The 20,493-nt window shown below is 36.0% G+C and carries 16 protein-coding genes; 15 read left to right on the top strand and 1 reads right to left on the bottom strand.

Annotated features, from left to right (window positions below):
• Positions 1-15 precede the first annotated feature (15 nt).
• Positions 16-1,596 (top strand): hypothetical protein, encoded by a 1,581-nt coding sequence (locus tag G7051_RS00195; RefSeq protein ID WP_166197572.1) that lies wholly within the window; start codon positions 16-18, stop codon positions 1,594-1,596.
• A gap of 153 nt (positions 1,597-1,749) precedes the next feature.
• On the top strand, positions 1,750-2,955 hold the full coding sequence (locus G7051_RS00190; protein WP_166197571.1) for an L-serine ammonia-lyase: 1,206 nt from the start codon (positions 1,750-1,752) through the stop codon (positions 2,953-2,955).
• Between the two features lie 85 nt (positions 2,956-3,040).
• Here G7051_RS00190 and G7051_RS00185 read toward each other — a convergent pair whose 3' ends face one another.
• On the bottom strand, positions 3,041-3,715 hold the full coding sequence (locus G7051_RS00185; RefSeq protein ID WP_166197569.1) for a helix-turn-helix domain-containing protein: 675 nt from the start codon (positions 3,713-3,715) through the stop codon (positions 3,041-3,043).
• Positions 3,716-3,862: 147 nt separating this feature from the next.
• On the opposite strand from G7051_RS00185, the gene G7051_RS00180 reads away from it, so the two are divergent.
• From G7051_RS00180 to G7051_RS00120, 13 genes are all read left to right on the top strand, one after another.
• Positions 3,863-4,261, top strand: a complete 399-nt coding sequence (locus tag G7051_RS00180) for a YbjN domain-containing protein (RefSeq protein ID WP_166197567.1) — start codon at positions 3,863-3,865, stop codon at positions 4,259-4,261.
• A gap of 4 nt (positions 4,262-4,265) precedes the next feature.
• The gene (locus G7051_RS00175; protein ID WP_166197565.1) at positions 4,266-4,967 is read left to right on the top strand and encodes a PspA/IM30 family protein; all 702 of its coding nucleotides are present in this window, start codon (positions 4,266-4,268) and stop codon (positions 4,965-4,967) included.
• A gap of 18 nt (positions 4,968-4,985) precedes the next feature.
• Positions 4,986-5,684, top strand: a complete 699-nt coding sequence (locus tag G7051_RS00170; RefSeq protein ID WP_166197564.1) for an OB-fold-containig protein — start codon at positions 4,986-4,988, stop codon at positions 5,682-5,684.
• A 65-nt stretch (positions 5,685-5,749) separates the two neighbouring features.
• A complete protein-coding gene (locus G7051_RS00165) occupies positions 5,750-7,936 on the top strand; it encodes a flotillin family protein (RefSeq protein WP_166197562.1) in 2,187 nt (728 codons plus the stop codon).
• Positions 7,937-8,028: 92 nt separating this feature from the next.
• Positions 8,029-12,894: a DNA repair ATPase gene (locus tag G7051_RS00160; protein WP_166197560.1), complete on the top strand. Its 4,866-nt coding sequence runs from the start codon at positions 8,029-8,031 to the stop codon at positions 12,892-12,894.
• Between the two features lie 268 nt (positions 12,895-13,162).
• Positions 13,163-14,353 carry a low temperature requirement protein A gene (locus G7051_RS00155; protein WP_166197559.1) on the top strand — a complete coding sequence of 397 codons (1,191 nt, stop codon included), beginning with the start codon at positions 13,163-13,165 and terminating at the stop codon, positions 14,351-14,353.
• Positions 14,354-14,637: 284 nt separating this feature from the next.
• Positions 14,638-15,006, top strand: a complete 369-nt coding sequence (locus G7051_RS00150) for an NADH-quinone oxidoreductase subunit A (protein WP_166117557.1) — start codon at positions 14,638-14,640, stop codon at positions 15,004-15,006.
• 86 nt (positions 15,007-15,092) lie between these two features.
• A complete protein-coding gene (locus G7051_RS00145; RefSeq protein WP_166197558.1) occupies positions 15,093-15,644 on the top strand; it encodes an NADH-quinone oxidoreductase subunit B in 552 nt (183 codons plus the stop codon).
• 31 nt (positions 15,645-15,675) lie between these two features.
• On the top strand, positions 15,676-16,206 hold the full coding sequence (locus G7051_RS00140) for an NADH-quinone oxidoreductase subunit C (protein WP_166197556.1): 531 nt from the start codon (positions 15,676-15,678) through the stop codon (positions 16,204-16,206).
• Positions 16,207-16,305: 99 nt separating this feature from the next.
• Complete coding sequence (locus G7051_RS00135) at positions 16,306-17,541, top strand: NADH-quinone oxidoreductase subunit D (RefSeq protein ID WP_166197555.1); 1,236 nt, start codon at positions 16,306-16,308, stop codon at positions 17,539-17,541.
• Complete coding sequence (gene nuoE / locus G7051_RS00130; protein WP_166117553.1) at positions 17,541-18,065, top strand: NAD(P)H-dependent oxidoreductase subunit E; 525 nt, start codon at positions 17,541-17,543, stop codon at positions 18,063-18,065. Before G7051_RS00135 ends, nuoE begins: the two co-directional genes overlap by 1 nt.
• 6 nt (positions 18,066-18,071) lie before the next feature.
• A complete protein-coding gene (gene nuoF, locus G7051_RS00125) occupies positions 18,072-19,430 on the top strand; it encodes an NADH-quinone oxidoreductase subunit NuoF (RefSeq protein ID WP_166117552.1) in 1,359 nt (452 codons plus the stop codon).
• Positions 19,431-19,436: 6 nt separating this feature from the next.
• Entirely contained in the window at positions 19,437-20,483 is a 1,047-nt protein-coding gene (locus G7051_RS00120; protein ID WP_166197553.1) for a 2Fe-2S iron-sulfur cluster-binding protein, read from the top strand.
• Positions 20,484-20,493: the final 10 nt, after the last annotated feature.

Genomic DNA, 20,493 nt, shown 5'->3' with positions numbered 1-20,493 from the left:
TTAAATACTTAGACAATGTTAAAGAAAATCCAACAATATCTCCTCTTAAATTATCCTCTTTTATGGAATATAAAGATCGTTCCAGCCTTTTTGGGAGCGGTTGTAATTAATATTTTATTTTTTCTTGCAGGATATTTTCTAACAAAAATAGATTTTTCAGATCGATATAGTTACAGCAGTTCTTTTTCCGGAGCGGCACTGATTTATATGGGAGCAGTCCTGACTGCTATTTTATTATTTATTATATGGTTCGTTTTTTATTCTAAAAATAATGCATTCAAATCGTTTTACCCTAAAAGTAGCGGGGGATTGTATTTAGAGTGGGTTTTGTCATTCGTTATTATTTGTGGATTCATATTATTCCCTTTCTCTTATTATCAAGGTTCTGCTTCAAAAGTTAGATCCTACGTAAGTAAGCAGGAAATGATTAAAGCTGTTGAAACTCTTAATCTGATTAGAATATTGATCCCTACAGATAAAACTAGTTATTATCAGGAATATCCTACAGATTTACCTTCTGATTATTATATGAAATCTGCACCGGATAAACACTCTGAAAATTTGGATAGCTCAGCACCTGTAACAGAATACGTTGATCCCGTAGAATATGCAGAATCGAATGATTTGTACTATCCCGATTATCCTGATTTTGCTCAACTGTCGTTATTGAATTATGGTTCTCTGAATCAGTTTTATATTTCTTCGAAATCTGATTTTACAATACGTGATGCAGATACTGTCAAAAAATGGTTGAGACAACAAAATAAAGAGGAAATAAGTCGATTGATGGATAATTTCATCGCATTGCAAAATAAGCACAATCTGAAAACTAATTTAACTAAAGATCAGTGGTTGCAGTTGGTGTATAATCCATCGAAATACCCGGTAGGGGATTTTAACTTAATTACATCCTATAATTACGAAGATGAAGAGGCTAAAAATGAGTATAGTTATTACTATAATTCAAGAGATAACACTCCTAATGGTTATTACGTCTCTTATGATGAATTAGAACGCTCTTATAATAAAATAATGAATGCATATGTTGATAAAGAGGAAAGTCTGGCATTTTTTATGATTAGCATAACAATGGCGCTGTCTATTTCTTTATTGGTATTCTCTTTTAGGTCTACTACCGGAAAATCATGGCTTATAGCATTAATATCAATAGGTCTGATTTTGTTTATTAATGGGATATTATCTTTTGCAATATCAAGTCCATTTCGCGTGGATATACTTGGTCCTCTATTTTATATCTTTGTTTTACTGGCAATCTTTTCTTTAGAATTGATATCTGTATTGAGAAAGAATATAAATAGAAAGGCGAAAGGCAGATCTGATATATATATGAATCATCTCGTCTGGTTTGTGCCTGCTGTGCCTGCACTTATTTTTATGGCTATCTATATTATAGGGCATAATCAATACTCTTATAATGATTATACCTATAACAATAATGGCTTATACGAAACTTACCTTTTCATGGATGAGCATATAATAGAGTTTATTTGGGCTAATATATGTTTGACTTTTGTTTCTATGTGGTTTTTCATCCAAGTGATCTTAAGAAAGTGGAAGAGTTTACCTGAACAATAATATTTCATATAGCATATATACATATTGGAAAGGATAGCTTTAAGCTATCCTTTCTTTTTGTAAATAAAAAGTCTGTTGTATACTATATAACATCTGATTCATCTTGCAAAGTGATAATCTTATGATTAATTTTGCTAACAAAATAGACGCTTTATGGAATCTGTAAAAAGTATTTTCAAAATAGGGTTTGGTCCATCGAGTAGTCATACGATGGGACCTGGTAATGCTGCTAAGATTTTTAACGAAAAGAATCCAAATGCAACATCTTTTCAGGTTGAATTATATGGAAGTTTGGCTGCTACAGGTAAAGGACATATGACAGACGTGGCTATTGAAGCTATGTTTGCCCCTAAAAATGTCGAGATTATATGGAAACCCGAGACAGAGCTGCCTTTTCATCCTAACGGAATGATCCTTCATGCATTATCTGCTGAGAAGAAAATAACAGATAGTTGGACTATTTATAGTATTGGTGGAGGCGATCTAGCAGATGAAAATATTAAAACCTCCAGAGAATCATTATATGATATGACTACAATGACACAAATTTTAGGTTGGTGTCAAAAAACGGGAAAAACTTTTTGGGAATATGTTTTAGATGTAGAAGGTCCCGAAATTTTTGATTATATGAGTCATGTGTGGGACGTAATGAAGGCGGCGGTATTAAAAGGCTTGGATGAAGAAGGAGTATTGCCCGGAGGCTTAGGCTTGCAGCGAAAAGCTTCTATGTATTATGTGAAATCAAAAGGATATCAAGGGTCGATGAAAAGCAGAGCACAGCTATTTGCTTATGCTTTAGCTATGTCAGAAACCAATGCATCGGGTGGGGAAGTGGTTACGGCTCCAACTTGTGGCTCATGCGGTGTATTGCCTGCTGTTTTATACCATTTACATACAAGTCATCATGATTTTAGTGATAAAAAAATTATACGAGCTTTGATAACTGCCGGCTTAATAGGGACTCTCGTTAAAAATAATGCATCGGTATCAGGAGCAGAGGTTGGCTGTCAGGGTGAAATAGGAGTAGCTTGTGCCATGGCAGCTGCTGCGGGAGCTCAATTATTCGGCGGGTCTACTGCTCAAATTGAATATGCAGCTGAAATGGGACTTGAACATCATTTAGGATTGACTTGTGATCCTATTTGCGGATTAGTGCAGGTTCCTTGTATTGAGCGAAATGCTTTTGCAGCGGTACGGGCTTTAGACTCTTGCTCATATGCCATGTTATCAGATGGAAAGCATATGGTCAGTTTCGATAAAGTAGTTCGTACAATGAAAGAGACAGGGCATGATCTGCCAAGTTTATATAAAGAAACTTCACACGGAGGATTGGCTAAATATATCGATCACGAAGATTGATATTTGAGTTTTCGGTTCCTTTAATAAACGTCGATTTATAATTGATTATAACAAAAGAACAATCCATTTGGATTGTTCTTTTCTATTATATAATTTGAGTAAATAATGCCCTGAGCAACCAATAATGAGCAGTTGAGTCTATTTCAAAAGGATACTTTACCCATTCATTAAGCGATAAAAATATTTTGCCTTCAAGTTCTTTATATACACCTGATTTTAGACCATCAGTATCGACCATTAATCCGAGTTTGTTATCTATTCTATGAATATTTTCTCTTATTACTTGCTCATAAATTAGAATATCTCCATTCTTAAAGTTAAAACCTAAAGGCAGCGATTCCGAATCTTGTATTTCAATAGCTATCAATTTAGACTTGGCACTGCTCGGAATACTAATATGGGGAAGATTGTGTATGAAGTTCTCATCATTGTAATGTGCTTCATAATCAACAATATCTAACGAAGATACATAAGGAACCTCTATAAAGTGGTGAGTTTTCTTTAGTTTCTCGGTTTCTAATACCAGCTCTGTATTGTAATGCAGGAGTTCGTTGACTGATAATTCTTTCAAAATAAAGTCATTTAACGGAATGCCAAAATATTTAGCAATGTTTACGATGATTTCTATTTTGGGTTCGGCTCTAAACTCTTCATATGAAGATATATTTCCTCTTGTCAGTTGAAATAAATCAGCAAATGCCTGTTGGCTCAAAGCCTTTACATTTCTTATTTTTTTTATATTTTTTCCAACTTTACTCATGAAAAAATCTATTTTTTGTTTGTATAGTTAAATTATTTATCTAATTTAGCTAAAAATATTAGCAAATATAGGATATTAATTAGCAGAATACAAATTTTGCCCTCATAATTTCTTAATCAAACAAGCTATGTTTATTACTTATATATAATGAATGATATGTATTTTAAAAAGATAGAAACATATATTTTGAAGTTGGGCTATTCGATTACGTATCACGATGGAACTAAGGGCGTATTCTGTATAGAAAGTGAAGCCGATGGAATCAAGAATTTGATTATTGGAGTAGCTCCTCCTATTCTTATTATAGAGCAATTTATTTTCACATTGCAGAATGATGATAAAGAAATTCTGAAATCTTTATTAATTAAGAATAGGGATATTATACATGGAGGATTTGTTTTGAACGAAGATGGAACAAAGGTCATATTCAGATATACCATGCAAATAGAAAATATGGGTATAAATGAGTTTGAAGGAGCCTTAAATTCTTTGGGGTTGTTGCTGAGTGAATATTACGAGCAAATTATAGAGTTCGCTAAAAAATAAGATTATGAATATATTCAAAAGACTATTTAGAATTGGTCAGGCTGAGATACATGCGGTATTAGATGGCGTTGAAGATCCTGTACAAATTACGGAGACCGGGATTGTGGAAATGAAAGAGAATCTGACTCTAACTTTAGAATCTTTAGCGAAGGTTAAAGCAATGGTCATCCGTGCTAAAAACGAAAAAGAGAAAAAGAGATCAGAGGCTCAGGATTATGGAAATAAGGCTGTTCTATTAATTTCAAAAGCTCAGAATGGAGATATTGATATAGCTCAAGCTGAAAGATTGGCTAAGGAAGCTCTGCTCCGCAAAGAACAATTGATCTCTGAAATAAACGAATTGGATGTGCAGCGTATTGAGCATGAAAATATAGCATCGGATATTCAGCAAAATATTGAAATACTTAAGTTTAATATTACCAAATGGGAAAATGAGCTGAAAACCCTAAAGGCGAAAATTCGTATAAGTAAAGTTACTCAAGAGGTTAATAAGCAAATGGCTCAAATAGATAGTGATAGTACTTTGAATATGTTGGAGCGAATAAAAGAAAAGATTGCGGAAGAGGACGCATTGGCCCAGGCTTATGCTGCATTGAATAAATGTAATCTTTCTGTTGATGACGAAATAGATATAGCCATTGGGGCGAATGAGCAAAATGTAGATTCGGAGCTTAATGAGATTAAGCGAAAATTGGGAATGCAATAACACTCTAAAAATAGTACTATGACAGACTTTTTACATACTTTATTTCATCCACTTCCTAACGGGGTCATGACCGTGTTGATGTTAGTGATAGCTATTTATTGGTTATTTGTGCTGATCGGAGGCATTGGTTTCGATGATATTGATTTGGATATTGACTTTTCACCGGAAGTAGATGTGGATGTTGAAGTTCCTGATATCGAAATTGATGTAGCGGATGTGGATACCGATAGTCATATTACAGTAGAGAAAGTTCCTCAGGGAATACTGTTAAAATGTTTGTCATTTATAAATGTAGGACAAGTGCCTTTTATGTTGGTATTATCCACTTTTATTTTTCTATTATGGATAGGGTCACTCATTACAACACATTTCTTTCATGTTGATCATTTAGGGTGGAGGTCAGTTTTTGTATTATTACCTTTGGTCATTGTTGGATTTTTATTGACAAAGGTGGCAACCTCTCCTATGGTAAAACTTTTTAAAGAGATAAATTATCAGGGAGAAGAAGCTACAGACTTTTTTGGATGCTCAGGTAAAATGCTTTCTAATATAGAGGGACAGAAAGTGGGGACTGCTGAATTTCTGGTAAATAGAAACCCGATTAAATTAAATATTATCAGTCTTAATGGAGAACCTATTAAATATGGAGAAACGGTAATAATCACCGAAGAGGTACCTGATAAACACATATACTATGTAATTAAAGATACGTATTAAGATTACAAACCTATTTGTAATCAGCAACACATGAATAATTCTAACTAAATAAATAAAAAACCTTTATGGAACACATTATTATCATTCTTGTAGGCTCAGTCCTGTTTGTCCTGCTTGTGCTTTTAGGCATTTTAGCGTCATTTTATAAAAAAATACCTCAAGGTAAGGCTATCGTTCGTACCGGTGTCGGTGGAACTAATGTTGCCTTTAATAAAGGAATGTATGTAGTTCCTATTTTCCACAAAATGGAAATAATGGATATTTCTGTCAAAAAACTTCAAATAGAAAGAATGCAGCATGATGGATTGATTTGTAAAGACAATATTCGAGCTGATATTAAAGTTGCTTTCTTTGTTCGGGTCAATAAATCAGTAAATGATGTCATCAATGTAGCTCAAACATTGGGTTGTGAACGTGCCAGTGACTCAGAAACACTTAAAAATATATTTGAAGCCAAGTTTTCGGAAGCCTTAAAAACGGTAGGTAAAAAGTTCGATTTTATAGAATTATATGAAGCCCGTAGAGAATTTAGAGACGAAATCATAAATATTATAGGTACCGATTTGAATGGTTATATTTTGGATGACTGTGCGATAGATTATCTGGAGCAAACAGAGATGAAATATATGAGTGCTGAAAATATTCTCGACTCGGAAGGTATCCGCAAGATTACCGAGTTGACCGCTGCTCAAAATATCAATGCGAATTTGATTCGCAGAGAAGAAGAAAAAGTTATAAAAAAGCAAAATGTTGAAGCACGTGAAGCGATTCTCGAATTGGAAAGACAATTAGCTGAAAAAGAAGAGAAACAAAAGAGAGAGATAGATAATGTGAAATCTCGTGAAGAAGCCGAGATTCAGAAAGTAAGAGAAGAAGAGCGATTGAAGTCTGAAACTGTAAGAATATCAACAGACGAAAGTTTGGCAATACAGGAAGAAAATAAGCGCCGTCAGATAATTATTGCTGAAAAAAATAAAGAAAGAACAGAAGCAATCGAAAAGGAACGTGTAGAAAAAGACCGTGCATTAGAACAAACGGAAAGAGAACGAATAGTGACTTTGGCTCAAATTGAAAAAGAACGTGTTCTGGAAGTTGAGAAGAAAAATATTCAGGATGTAATCCGTGAGCGTGTCCAGCTCGAAAAAGGAGTAGTTGAGGAAAAACAAAATATCAAAGATATTGAAGCTTTCAGGGAGGTAGACCGTCAGAAACAAGTAGGTATAACTATGGCTGCTCAGGAAGCGGAAGAGAAATTAATTAAAACCGTAAAAGGAGCCGAGGCTGATAAAAAAGCGGCAGAAGAAAGAGCTAAACAATTGTTGATAGATGCGGATGCAAAAAAAGAAGCGTCAACAAAACAAGCCGAAGCAAGGAAAATTTTAGCCGAAGCTCAGGCAAAAGAAGATGCTACTTATGGTTTAGCGGAAGCAGAAATCATGAAAGCCAAAGCAGATGCTGAAGAGAAACAAGGTATTGTAGAAGCTTCTATTATTGAGAAGAAAGCAAAAGCCGAAGCTTACAGCATCGAAACCAGAGCTGAGGCCAAGCGAAAGGATGGATTGGTAGATGCTGAAATCACAAGAGAAAAAGCATTTGCTTCTGCTACCGGACAAGCCAGTATTATAGAGAAAACATCGATAGCCGAAGCTGCAGGAATAGAAGCAAAAGCAGAGGCTAAACGTAAGGAAGGTCTTATGGAAGCCGAAGTTTCCAAAGAAAAAGCTCTAGCCGAAGCTACGGGTATAGAAGAAAAAGCGACAGCAATGAAAAAACTGGATGGTGCAGGAAAAGACCACGAAGAATTCAAATTGCAGTTACAAAAAGAAAAAGATGTTGAAATGGCACAAATCAATATCCAAAAAGATATTGCCGATGCACAGGCACAGGTATTGTCAGAGGCATTGAAATCTGCTGATATCGATATCGTTGGTGGAGAGACCATGTTCTTCGAAAATATTGTGAAGCAAGTTTCAAATGCAAAAGGGTTTGATAGTTTGGTGAATAAGAGTGAAAATATTCAGCAAATAAAGAAAGCATTGATTGGAAATGGTTCCGAAGGTGAATTATTTGACAGAATCAGATATTATGTGAATAAATTCAATATATCAACAGAAGATATTAAAAATCTGAGTATTGCAGGTCTTATCTTGAAAATGCAAAGTCAAAGTACCGAGAGTGAGGACAAAGGATTTTTGAGCAATCTGCTTAATATGTCAAATTCATTGGGGATATCCAATAAGAAGTTATCATAAACGACTTTGTCTTTTTCTTGCAGAGATGTGATAAAACATCGCATCTCTGCTTAATTAATCCGATGAGATAATTTTCATTTGAAAAACAGTATATGCAAGACACAGAGGATAGATCTGCTGAGACACTTGATGCAGGAACATATGAGATAATAAGAAAACGTTTACTGACTCAGCGCGAAGAACTTCAAAAGCGTCTGAATCAGTTAAACGAAGCCCGCAAGGAAGTATTTAATACAACTGATTTTTCTTTGATTGCCAATCAGCGCATCAGTACCGAGAATAATTGTGTATCAAGAGGTATTATGGCTCTTGATAATCTATGTATTTTCGGTTATAATGTTCATTTTGGATTGCGTTCTGATATTCAGCTAAGTGATGTTTTTAGTATATATTTATTTGAAGACAACCAGTTTATACCGCAGCCCTTGGATCTAATCAGCGATCCTGATTTTATTAACGACTACAATAATCTCTATAAATACTATCGCGATTCTATTTTCTCAAGGTACAGAAGAACGGAGAATTATCTGTATATGATTTTTCAAACCGGAAAAACTGTAGCTGATGCTAAAGCTTTTAAATGGCTGATCAAAGGGAATAAACTCATATATCAGGATGACAGGAGTATTCATGAAGTGACTAAAGCTCCTCAGCATGAATTCAAATGGATTAAGACCACGCTGGAAGATCGTCGTTTAGGGGTTTATCCACATATTTCTATTAAGGACAAAGTATTTATTGAAGCCATGGGCGGTGATATTACTTTTAAGATAGAAGATAATACGCAAACAGGAAAAGGTATATATTCGGAAGCTGTAGATAACAAAGATCAGCAATTGGATGATGCTGAGTATTATTATGCAGATTTGGGTAACTTGATTCTAATTCGAATAAAACCTTATCAGGAGGATTTTAGAGCCTTTGTATTTAATACCCGAACAAAAGAGGTACATAATATAAAGGCATTAAATGATATTGGGGTATTATTACCCGATAATCATGGGGTAATATTCCCTAATGGATATTATTTGCAGAATGGAGAGTACAAAGTTTTTGAGAGTGAATTGACAGATCTTGAATTTATTCGAAAAATACCCTCTCCTAATGGTGAAGATTATTTGTTTATTTTCTATCAAAACGAACGGAATATTTATGTCTTGATGTCGTATAATATAATTAGGCAGCAGGTAGAAACTCCAATTGTATGTAATGGCTTTACCTTATTTAAGGATGGCTCGTTAATATATTTCCGTTCCGAAAATGAAGCAACAAAGCATCATCAGGTACAAATCTGGAAAACACCCTATCAGAGAGAGTTAATTGAAAATATCGAGAAGACCGATAACTTACTTTATAAAATAGGTAATAAGGATATTGTGAAAGCAATGGCCGAATGTCAGGAGGTGATTTATCTTATAAATAAGGAAGACTCTTATGAAGGATTATACAGCGATATTGTAAAGAAGTCAAACGATATTGTAGATGCTTTTTTCTGGGCATCCAACAAGGAAATTTATTCGATAGCCGAACCTCTTGTTCAGATAAAAGAAATAGCTAATACAGCTATTGATGAATTTGAAAAGGTTCAGGAGCAAAAGCGACATTCGTTGGCTGTTTTGATTACTACTCAAGAGAAAGTAGAAGGCTTGTTGTTTAGTATCAAGAATGCAAAGTTTGATACACTAGATAAGTTAGTTAAATCGTTAGCTGAAACACGTAAGTTGCAAGGAGAAGTTCTTGAACTGGCTAATGTCAAATACATTGACTTAAATAATGTCAATGATCTTAAAGAGCAATTAGCTGTCACTAATGGAAGACTATCGGATAGAACGGTAGAATTCCTTCTTCGAGATGAGGCATTATCCCCTTATGAAGAAAAGGTTCGTATCGAAAAAGAACAAGTGCAATTGGTTACAAAAGTTATTGACGCCAATAAGATTGATACTAATTGTAAATCAATTTCGTCAGAACTGGAACTCCTGATTGACATTCTGAATAGCCTAAAGATTGATGATACGACACAGGCTACCCGTATTGTGGAAAAGATATCTGTCATATTTTCTTCACTGAATGAAGTTCGGGCACAACTCAAAAGACAGATTGATTCGTTGAAGAACAAAGAATCGGTGGCTGATTTTCGTGCCCAATTAACTTTGTTGGAACAAAGTATTGTCAACTTTCTGGACTTGGCTACTTCTCCTGAAAAATGTGATGAATACTTTACTAAGGTTAGTGTACAGGTTGAAGAACTGGAAAGTAAGTTTGCCGATTTTGATGAGTTTATTATTAAAATTTCAGATAAAAGAAATGAACTGGTAAAGGCTTTTGATGGAAAGAAAGCCCAATTGATTGAGCAGATAAATAAGCGTACATCTTCATTGGAGCAAATCGGTCTACGCATTTTAAAGAATGTAGAGAATAAAGCACAATCTTTTAAAACAAAAGAAGAAATACAAGCATTCTTTTCCACAGATCTGATGATCGACAAGATCCGCAAACTGATTGAAGAGTTGAAAGAGCTTGGAGATGTATCAAAGGCTGAAAATCTGGAAAACAGCCTAAAAACCTCCCTAGAAGATTCGCTGCGTATACTAAAAGACAAAAATGAACTGTTTGTTGATGGCGAAAATATAATATCATTAGGCAGTTATAAGTTTGCAGTAAACAGACAATCGCTTGATTTGACTGTTGTGCGTAAAGAGGATAGGCTTTTCTATCATCTGACCGGAACGAGCTTTTATCATGAGCTGAAAGAAAATGAAATCTATAAACACAAAGATTTATGGGAGCAAGAAATTGTTTCCGAAAATTCGAAGGTATATAGATCCGAGTATTTGGCGTATTTGGCATTTCTGGAGAAGCAGAAATCTAAAGATTTTGATCTGAATGATTTTATATCTAAAAGAGTTGAGCAAAACTATTCAGAATCGTATTTAAAAGGAGTACACGATTACGATGCTATACATATTTTCCGTTGTTTGGAATCTGTTCATTATCAGTTAGGGGTTTTGGCTTATCCTCCCCGTTTGAGGGTTGCAGCACAACTTTTCTGGTATATGATGAAAGCGGAGGAAAAAGAGCATCTGTCAAAGCTAATAAGTTCGGCTAATATCGTATTGAAAGCGTTCCCGGGCTCAACAAATTATCAATATGTAATAGATCGGATTATAGGTCTGTTTAAATCGTGGAATAAGTATTTTACTGTACCTATCGGCTTCGAAAAGCAGGTTGCCAATTATTTGTTTGAAGAATTTTCAGATTCGATGTCCTTAAGCTATAGCGAGCAATCTGATAATTTGAGGAAATTTTTTGTCGAATATTTATATAAAAATAAATTATCGAATAATTTTGAAGAAGATGTTCGTAATGAATCATTTAATCCTGTAGACAGGTTCTATTTGGTTCAGAACTGGCTAAAATCTTTTGTTGAATTATCAGATGATTATTTCCTATATAACAAGTATGTAGAGGAAACAGCCTGCCTGCTGTTGCTGAAGAACCAGTCGTATTCATTAACGATTGCATCTGATATCTTAGATGTTAATGAGTTGAGAGGAAGTCATGCTGTAATGGATAATGGTCATTACGTGATAGATTATCATGAGTTTATTAGAAAAATGAAATCTTTTACTCTTGAGAATGTATCTGCATACAATTGTTTTTCTGAGCTAAAAGAAAGATTGGTCTCTGATTATAAAAAGACATTAAAGGTGCATGAGTTAAATCCTAAGGTTTTGACCTCTTTTGTCAGAAATAAATTAATCAATGAAGTATATCTGCCTTTGATCGGCTCTAATCTGGCGAAACAGTTGGGAGTAGCAGGTGAAAATAAGCGTACCTCACGGATGGGAATGCTGCTGCTTGTTTCTCCTCCCGGATACGGTAAAACTACTCTTATGGAGTATTTAGCTAAAACGATGGGGTTGAATTTTGTGAAAATAAATGGACCAACTATTGGGCATTCTATAACATCTATTGATCCGGCAGAAGCTAAAACCTCGGGAGCACGTGAGGAATTGAAAAAAATAAATCTTGCCTTTGAAATGGCTGACAATGTGATGTTATATTTAGATGATATACAGCATTGCAGCTCAGAATTTTTACAAAAATTTATATCTCTAGCTGATGGGCAGCGTAAGATGGATGGTATATTTGAAGGCGAGAGTAAGACCTACGATTTGCGAGGAAAACGTTTCTGCGTCATTATGGCGGGTAATCCTTATACCGAAAGTGGCGATAAATTTCAGATCCCCGATATGCTAGCCAATCGTGCGGATGTATATAATCTAGGAGATGTGATAGGTACGTCGGATCATTTATTTAAGTTAAGTTTACTCGAAAATGCAATTATAGAGAATCCTTATTTACAAAAGATAGCCGGACGTAGTTTCTCTGACTTTTATAATTTAATTGAATATATTGAGAGTAGGAGTGAGGATATGCCCGATTTGGAAGGTAATTATACACAACAAGATGTAGATGACTTCATCGCAGTCGCCAAAAGCAGCTTAAAAGTAAGGGATATTGTACTTAAAGTAAATCAAAATTATATATCAAGTGCAGCCACACAAGATGCTTATCGTGTAGAACCTCCTTTTAAATTGCAAGGTTCGTATCGGAATATGAATAAAATGGTTTGCCAGATTGTTCCGCTGATGAATCAGAAAGAGGTTGAAGAGCTTATTCTATCTCATTACATTAGCGAGGCACAAACCTTAACTTCTGACAGTGAGGCGAATTTGTTGAGGTTGAAAGAAATTGCCGGGCAACTTACTTTTTCCGAAGTCGAAAGATGGAAACATATTAAAGAAATATTTAATAAAAATAATAAATTAGCGGGAATAAGTAAGGATAATGAAATCGGACAGGTTATCGCTCAGCTGGCTCAGTTTAATGATAATCTCGATGGTATCAAGAAAGTCTTAAAATACACCGGTAACAATAATCTTGAATTATAAATATCAAACAGGTATACTATGAATATTATAAAAAAGTCTTTTTAACGGCAACGAATATGGTTTGAGTAATATTTCTCAAGGAATTGTTAGTATATATAATCGTAATGCTTTCTTTACAGTTGGATATAGACTGCTTTAAGGAAAAATAAATAAGAAACAGCGGAGGTTGTCATGAAAATGGCAGCTTTCACTATTTTATAAGCTAAACAAATAAAGGACTTATTCGTTCTATAGAATAACTGAGTAACAGTCAGTATTTGATTATCATATGGAAGAACGTAAGTCACACCAATTACTGAGAAAGCGAGGCGATCATAATGCTTCGGTTTCATATTCAGAACTTCTGTTCGACCTGATTTATGTGTTTGCAGTAACACAACTTTCTCATTATTTGTTGTATCACCTTAATTTTCTGGGAGTCATTCAGACTACAATACTCTGGTTTGGAGTATGGTTGGTGTGGCAACATACTACATGGGTTACCAATTGGTTTAACCCCGATACACGTCCCATTAGATTAATATTGTTTGGGGTGATGCTCGTTAGTTTGTTGATGGCTGCTTCGCTACCCAAAGCTTTTGAAGATAGAGGACTCATCTTTGCTATTTGTTATATAGCAATTCAAGTTGGGCGAACTCTGGTAATATTATTCTTATTAGGAAATAATCATCACCTTACACCTAATTTTAAACGAATATTAGGCTGGTCGTGCATTTCAGCTTTTCTTTGGATTTTAGGAGCTTTCAATGACGGATATATTCGTGTGTTATTATGGGCAATGGCAGTTCTGTTAGACTACGTCTCTCCTATGTTTGGCTTTTATTTACCCTTTTTGGGACGTTCCGATTCGGGTAAAGAATGGACTATCGATGGTCATCATCTGGTTGAAAGATGCCAATTGTTTGTTATTATAGCTTTTGGCGAAACTATCTTAATGACAGGTTTATCACTTAGCGAAGTTGAAGTTTGGACTGCTGAACGGATCATTGCAGCTCTCGTTTCTTTTGTAGGCAGTTTATCAATGTGGTGGATCTATTTTGATGTTAGTAGTGAAGCCGCTATCCACAAAATACGACATTCTGTTAACCCCGGGCTTTTAGGTCTTAAATATCATGCTGTGCATGTAATATTGGTGGGTGCAATTATTGTTTGTGCGGTGGGTGATGAATTAGTTGGAAGCGAGCCTTCTTCGACAGTAACATATACTTCGTTGTATGTGTTGATCTTTGGTCCGGTCATTTATCTATTAACCAATATGGTTTTTAAATGGATAACTAGTCATACTATATCTGTCTCTCATTCAATTGCTATTCTTGTGTTGCTTTTATTTATCCCTGTGTGCTTTTTCATAAGTATTTTGATAATAAATAGCATCGTGGTTACTGTATTTGTTTGTATTGCTATTTTCGAAATACTTACTCCCCATATGAAAAAAGAGGAATTACTTGAAAAATTATAAAGATGGGTTGTTTGTGGGAATATTTTGTTCTTTTTAAGATGCTTCTTTAATGTATAGATAGCATTTATTACTTATAGGATAAAGTGACAAACTATCTAGAAAAAGTTAATGAGGTAATTTGTAAGGTGGGCTTGACAAAATGATGCTTTTTTGTTTTCTGTGTGTGCCAGTGTGTGTTATATTGATAAAATATATGAGCTAATAGATGATATTTGAAAGGAAAAGGTTTATATTTGTAGGAGAAATGTATCTATCTGTCATTTTAAGATCCTAAAGAACTAATTATGGAATCGAATCTATATGATTTTGTACCGATCCTGATGCAAGTGGCATTTTCAGTTGTATTTGTATTTGGTACAATACTTGCCTCAAACTATCTTGGTCCTAAGCACCGATCATCTAAAAAAAATCAAAACTTTGAATGTGGAATTGATTCAATTGGTGATGCACGTACTCCTTTTGCAGTCAAATATTTCTTAGTGGCTATTCTTTTCGTACTTTTCGATATCGAGATTATTTTCATGTACCCCTGGGCTGTTAATTTTAAAACAATAGGTCTTGCTGGCTTGTTAAAGATGGGAGGCTTTATAGCTCTTCTATTGGTAGGCTATCTTTATATTGTAAAGAGAAAAGCTTTAGAGTGGGAAAAATAGGTTTTAAGGCCTTAATTATTGTAAACTAAACTTGTTACAGGTAGGGTTATAACAAACGTTATTATTCAGTACTTAAAACATGAATCATGAGTGAATCAACTAAAATAAACATAGTACCTGCACCGGATGGATATACCGGGAATGGCTTTTTTGCTACCAAATTTGATTATGTAATTGGTTTGGCTAGGGCTAACTCTATGTGGCCTCTTCCTTTTGCAACATCATGTTGTGGTATCGAATTTATGGCAACTATGGCGTCAACCTATGATATGGGGCGTTTTGGAGCCGAGCGTAACAGCTTCTCTCCACGTCAAGCCGATATGTTGCTAGTGATGGGAACTATTTCTAAAAAAATGGGTCCCATTTTACGTCATGTATATGAGCAAATGGCAGAACCTAAATGGGTTATTGCTGTTGGAGCTTGTGCTTCGTCTGGAGGTATTTTTGATACCTACTCAGTCCTGCAGGGTATTGACAAAATCATACCTGTAGATGTGTATATTCCGGGTTGTCCACCTCGTCCCGAACAGATATTGGATGGTGTGATGCAATTGCAGGAGATCGTAAAAAGTGAATCTATACATCGCAGAGGATCTGAAGTGTATCAGGAGCTTTTAGAGTCATATAAATTTGAATAAGGTCGGAGACCTGTTATAAATACAGTATATAATGTCATTGGAAACTATCGATATTCAAAATAAAATAGCAGAAAAATTTGGAACAGATGTTCTGAATTTTAGAATGGAACAAGACATTCTAACATTCGAAGCTGCACCTTCTGTAATAAAAGACGTAATTCGTTTTATGAAAGAGGATGAAGCTTTACGTTTCAATTTCATGACAGATCTTTGTGCAGTACATTATCCGGATAATAATGTTGAGGCTCAGTTTGCAGTTGTATATTTATTACATAACTGGGTTGATAATATACGAGTGAGGGTGAAAACTTTCTTGAATGGCGAAAAAGTAGAGGTTGATACAATGACCGATATTTTTGCTGCAGCCAATTGGATGGAAAGAGAAACTTATGACTTTTATGGTATTAAGTTTATCGGACATCCAAACTTAAAGCGTATATTGAATGACGATGGAATGACTTCATTTCCGATGCGTAAAGAATATCCATTAGAAGACTCTGGACGTAGTGATAAAGACGACCGCTTCTTTGGTAGAACAACTAATAACTATCAACCCAAATAAGGTCTCAGACCTTTATGTCTCTTTGGTTAGTGCCGTAAACTAAAGGACGTTATAGTTAACTGATATGGCAATAGAAATAATATAAGCTAAAGACTGAAAATGTCAGACCTATTATTACACCCCGAACATCGCTTTGCGAAAATCTTAAGAGAGCATACTCCCGAAGATGGGCGCGAGCTGTCGGTTCTAAACTTCGGCCCTACGCACCCTTCCACACACGGTGTATTTCAAAATATACTGCTTATGGATGGAGAGCGTATTTTGGATGCCGATACCACTGTTGGTTATATACACAGAGCTTTTGAGAAAATAGCGGAAAACAGAGCATTCTATCAGATTACTCCGTTGACAGACCGTATGAACTACTGTTCTGCACCAATCAATAATATGTGTTGGTGGATGACCGTAGAAAAAGCTTTGGGGGTAGAAGTTCCTAAGCGTGCACAATATATGCGTGTTATTGTTATGGAATTGGCACGTATTACCGATCACCTGATATGCAATGGTATTTTAGGTGTCGATTTAGGTGCATATTCTCCTTTCTTATACGTAATGAAGTACCGTGAACTGGTTTACGAAATCTATGAAGAAATTTGTGGAGGTCGTTTAACTACCAACATGGGGCGCATTGGTGGTTTTGAGAGAGATTGGAGTGAGGCTGCATGGCGAAAACTGGACGAATTCCTTGAAGGGTTTCCAAAAGCTTGGGATGAGCTCGAAAGAGCTTATCTGAGAAACCGTATCTTTATGGATCGTACGGTAAATGTAGGATCTATTTCTGCTGAAAAGGCTATGAATTACGGCTTTACAGGTCCAAATTTGAGAGCAACTGGTATTGATTATGATGTGCGTGTAGCAAAACCATATAGTTCGTATGAAGATTTCGATTTTATAGTACCGGTTGGTCAATCGGGAGATACTTACGATCGTTTCTGTGTACGTTGTTCGGAAGTAAAAGAAAGCTTGAAGATCATTCGTCAGGCAAAAGATAATCTTCCAGAAGGTGACTATCATGCGGATGTGCCTGATTATTACCTTCCTCCTAAGGACGAAGTATATACAAGCATGGAAGCTCTTATAAATCACTTTAAGATTGTCATGGGAGAAATTCCCGTTCCCGTAGCAGAAGTATATCATTCGGTGGAAGGAGCTAACGGTGAGTTGGGTATGTATCTGATTACTGACGGTTCGCGTACTCCATATCGTTTGCATTTCCGCAGACCTTGTTTTATATATTATCAGGCATTTCCGGAAATGATCAAAGGAGGAATGCTTTCGGATGCGGTAGCTACATTGTCAAGTATAAATGTTATTGCCGGAGAATTAGACGCATAATGGAAAAAAGAGAATATAATCAAGAGATAAATATAACGGAAGAACTGATGACTCGCATCAATGAGTTTATCAGTCACTATCCTGCAGATAAGAAAAAATCAGCAATGTTGCCGGTTCTTCATGCAGTACAAGATGCTCATGATAATTGGCTGAGTGTTCCTTTAATGAATAAGGTTGCCGAGATATTGGAAGTTCATCCGATTGAGGTGTATGAGGTGGTTACATTTTATACCATGTTCAATCAACACCCAAGAGGTAAATATACATTCGAATTTTGCCGTACATCATGTTGCAGTATCCGTGGAGGCGAGGATATGTTGGATTATGCCTGCAATAAGTTGGGTATTAAAGAAGGCGAAACCACCGATGACGGTATGTTTAGTGTTGTAGGTGTAGAATGTTTAGGGGCTTGTGGTTATGGTCCTATGCTTCAATTAGGTGATTTTTATCACGAGCATTTAACCGAAGAAAAGTTCGATGCGTTAGTTGAAGACTGTAAACAAGGTAAAATAAAACTAGATTGATTTGCGATGGCTAGAAAGATATTATTTGAGAACATAGATATTCCCGGAATAAAGGATTACGAAGTTTATCGCAAAAACGGAGGTTATAGAGCTGTAGAAAAGGCTATTAAAACAATGACTCCCGATGAGATCGTAGAACAGGTTAAAACTTCGGGTATTAGAGGACGTGGTGGAGCAGGATTTCCCATGGGACTTAAATGGAGCTTTATCGATAAGAGATCAGGTAAACCTCGTCACTTGGTAGTAAATGCCGATGAGTCGGAACCCGGAACTTTTAAAGATCGTTTCTTGATGGAGCACATCCCTCACTTATTGATTGAGGGAGCAATTATATCGAGTTTCGCATTAGAAGCTAACCTATCATATATCTACATTCGTGGTGAATATATGTGGGTATTCAAGATCCTAGAAAAAGCTATAAAAGAAGCCTATGCCAATGGATGGTTAGGTAAAAATATATTGGGAACAGGCTACAATCTCGATCTATATGTACACTGTGGAGCAGGAGCATATATTTGCGGAGAAGAAACTGCTCTTATCGAATCACTAGAGGGTAAAAGAGGTAATCCTCGTATCAAACCACCCTTTCCTGCTGTAAGCGGATTATGGGCTGAGCCGACTGTTGTGAATAACGTAGAGTCTATTTCGGCTGTGTCGTGGATTGTAAACAATACTGGCGAAGAATATGCTAAAATAGGATTGGGTAAATCAACAGGAACTAAATTGATTTCAGCTTCGGGGCATATCAAAAATCCGGGAGTATATGAGATCGAAATGGGTATGACTGTAGACGAATTTATGAACTCCGATCAATACCTTGGTGGTATGATTGACGACCGTCCTTTAAAAGCGTTCATTCCCGGAGGTTCATCAGTGCCCGTTTTACCTGCACAATACATCTTTAAAACTGCAAATGGCGAAGATCGTTTGATGACTTACGAATCTCTAGCTGATGGTGGTTTTACAACCGGATCATCTATGGGATCAGGAGGATTTATTGTGTATAATGATTCAGCATGTATAGTGCGTAATACTTGGAATTTTTCACGCTTCTATCATCACGAAAGTTGCGGACAATGCTCACCCTGTCGTGAAGGTACAGGATGGATGGAAAAAATACTCGAACGTATCGAAAACGGTCATGGACGTCAAGAAGATATAGATCTACTTTGGGATATTCAAAGCAAAATAGAAGGAAATACTATTTGCCCGCTGGGTGACGCTGCTGCATGGCCTGTGGCTGCTGCAATTCGCCATTTCCGTGAAGAATTTGAATATCACGTACGTTTCCCTGAGAAAATAAAAAATAGAAATCATTTTGTAAATGAACCTATGGAAAAGGTTAGACATTTACTCTCATTATAAGTACCTATGAAAATTACAATAGATGGACATACAATAGATGTAGAAGCCGGTACTACTGTGCTGGAAGCAGCACGTGCTATTGGTGGACCTAGTGTGCCTCCTACCATGTGTTACTATTCTAAACTGGAAGATTGTGGTGGCAAATGTCGTTGTTGTTTAGTAGAGATAAGTAAGGGGAGCGAAAAGGATCCTCGCCCTATGCCTAAATTACAACCATCATGCGTCACAGCAGTTCAAGATGGAATGGAGGTAAAAAGTGCTACATCCCCTAAAGCGTTGGAGGCTCGTAAAGCTGTAAGCGAATTTTTATTGATAAATCACCCATTAGATTGTCCTGTGTGTGATCAGGCAGGTGAATGTGATTTGCAAAATCTGGCTTATGGAAATAAGAACTTCAAGACTCGCTATAAAGAACCCAGAAGAACATTTGAACCAGAGGATATTGGCCCATACATACAATTACACATGAACCGTTGTGTGCTTTGTTATCGCTGCGTAAAATTGGCGGATCAACTTACCCCAGAACGTGTACATGGTGTTATCGGACGTGGTGACCATGCTCAGATATCAACTTATATATCCAAGGCTATTGATAACGATTTTTCAGGAAACATGATTGATGTATGTCCTGTAGGAGCGTTAACCGATAAAACTTTCCGTTTCGAGTCTCGTGTGTGGTTTAATAAACCTTATACAGCACACCGTGATTGTCCAACATGTTCGGGTAAAGTAACTCTTTGGATGTTTGGAGACAAGGTACAACGGGTAACAGGTCGTAAAGATGTATATCATGAAGTTGATGAGTTTATCTGTAACGATTGCCGTTTCCATCATAAAAATGCAGAAGATTGGGTAATTGAAGGTCCTCGCAAATTTGAGAAACCTTCGGTACTTAATATCAACAACTATATACGCCCATTGAAAAAGGTACATATAGATGCTGATGAACTGATTCTTGAAGGACGTGAGCAGGACGAAAAGAAAATCAGTATGCCTGCTGTTCCTTATGATAAGGTAGAGCTGGAAGCAATAAAAGAAGTAAAAAAAGAATAACGTCACAGAC

Source organism: Dysgonomonas sp. HDW5B (genome assembly GCF_011299335.1).
Lineage (GTDB): Bacteria > Bacteroidota > Bacteroidia > Bacteroidales > Dysgonomonadaceae > Dysgonomonas_A.
The sequence above is the reverse complement of the archived record's forward strand: the minus strand, read 5'-3'. Positions and strand labels throughout refer to the sequence as shown.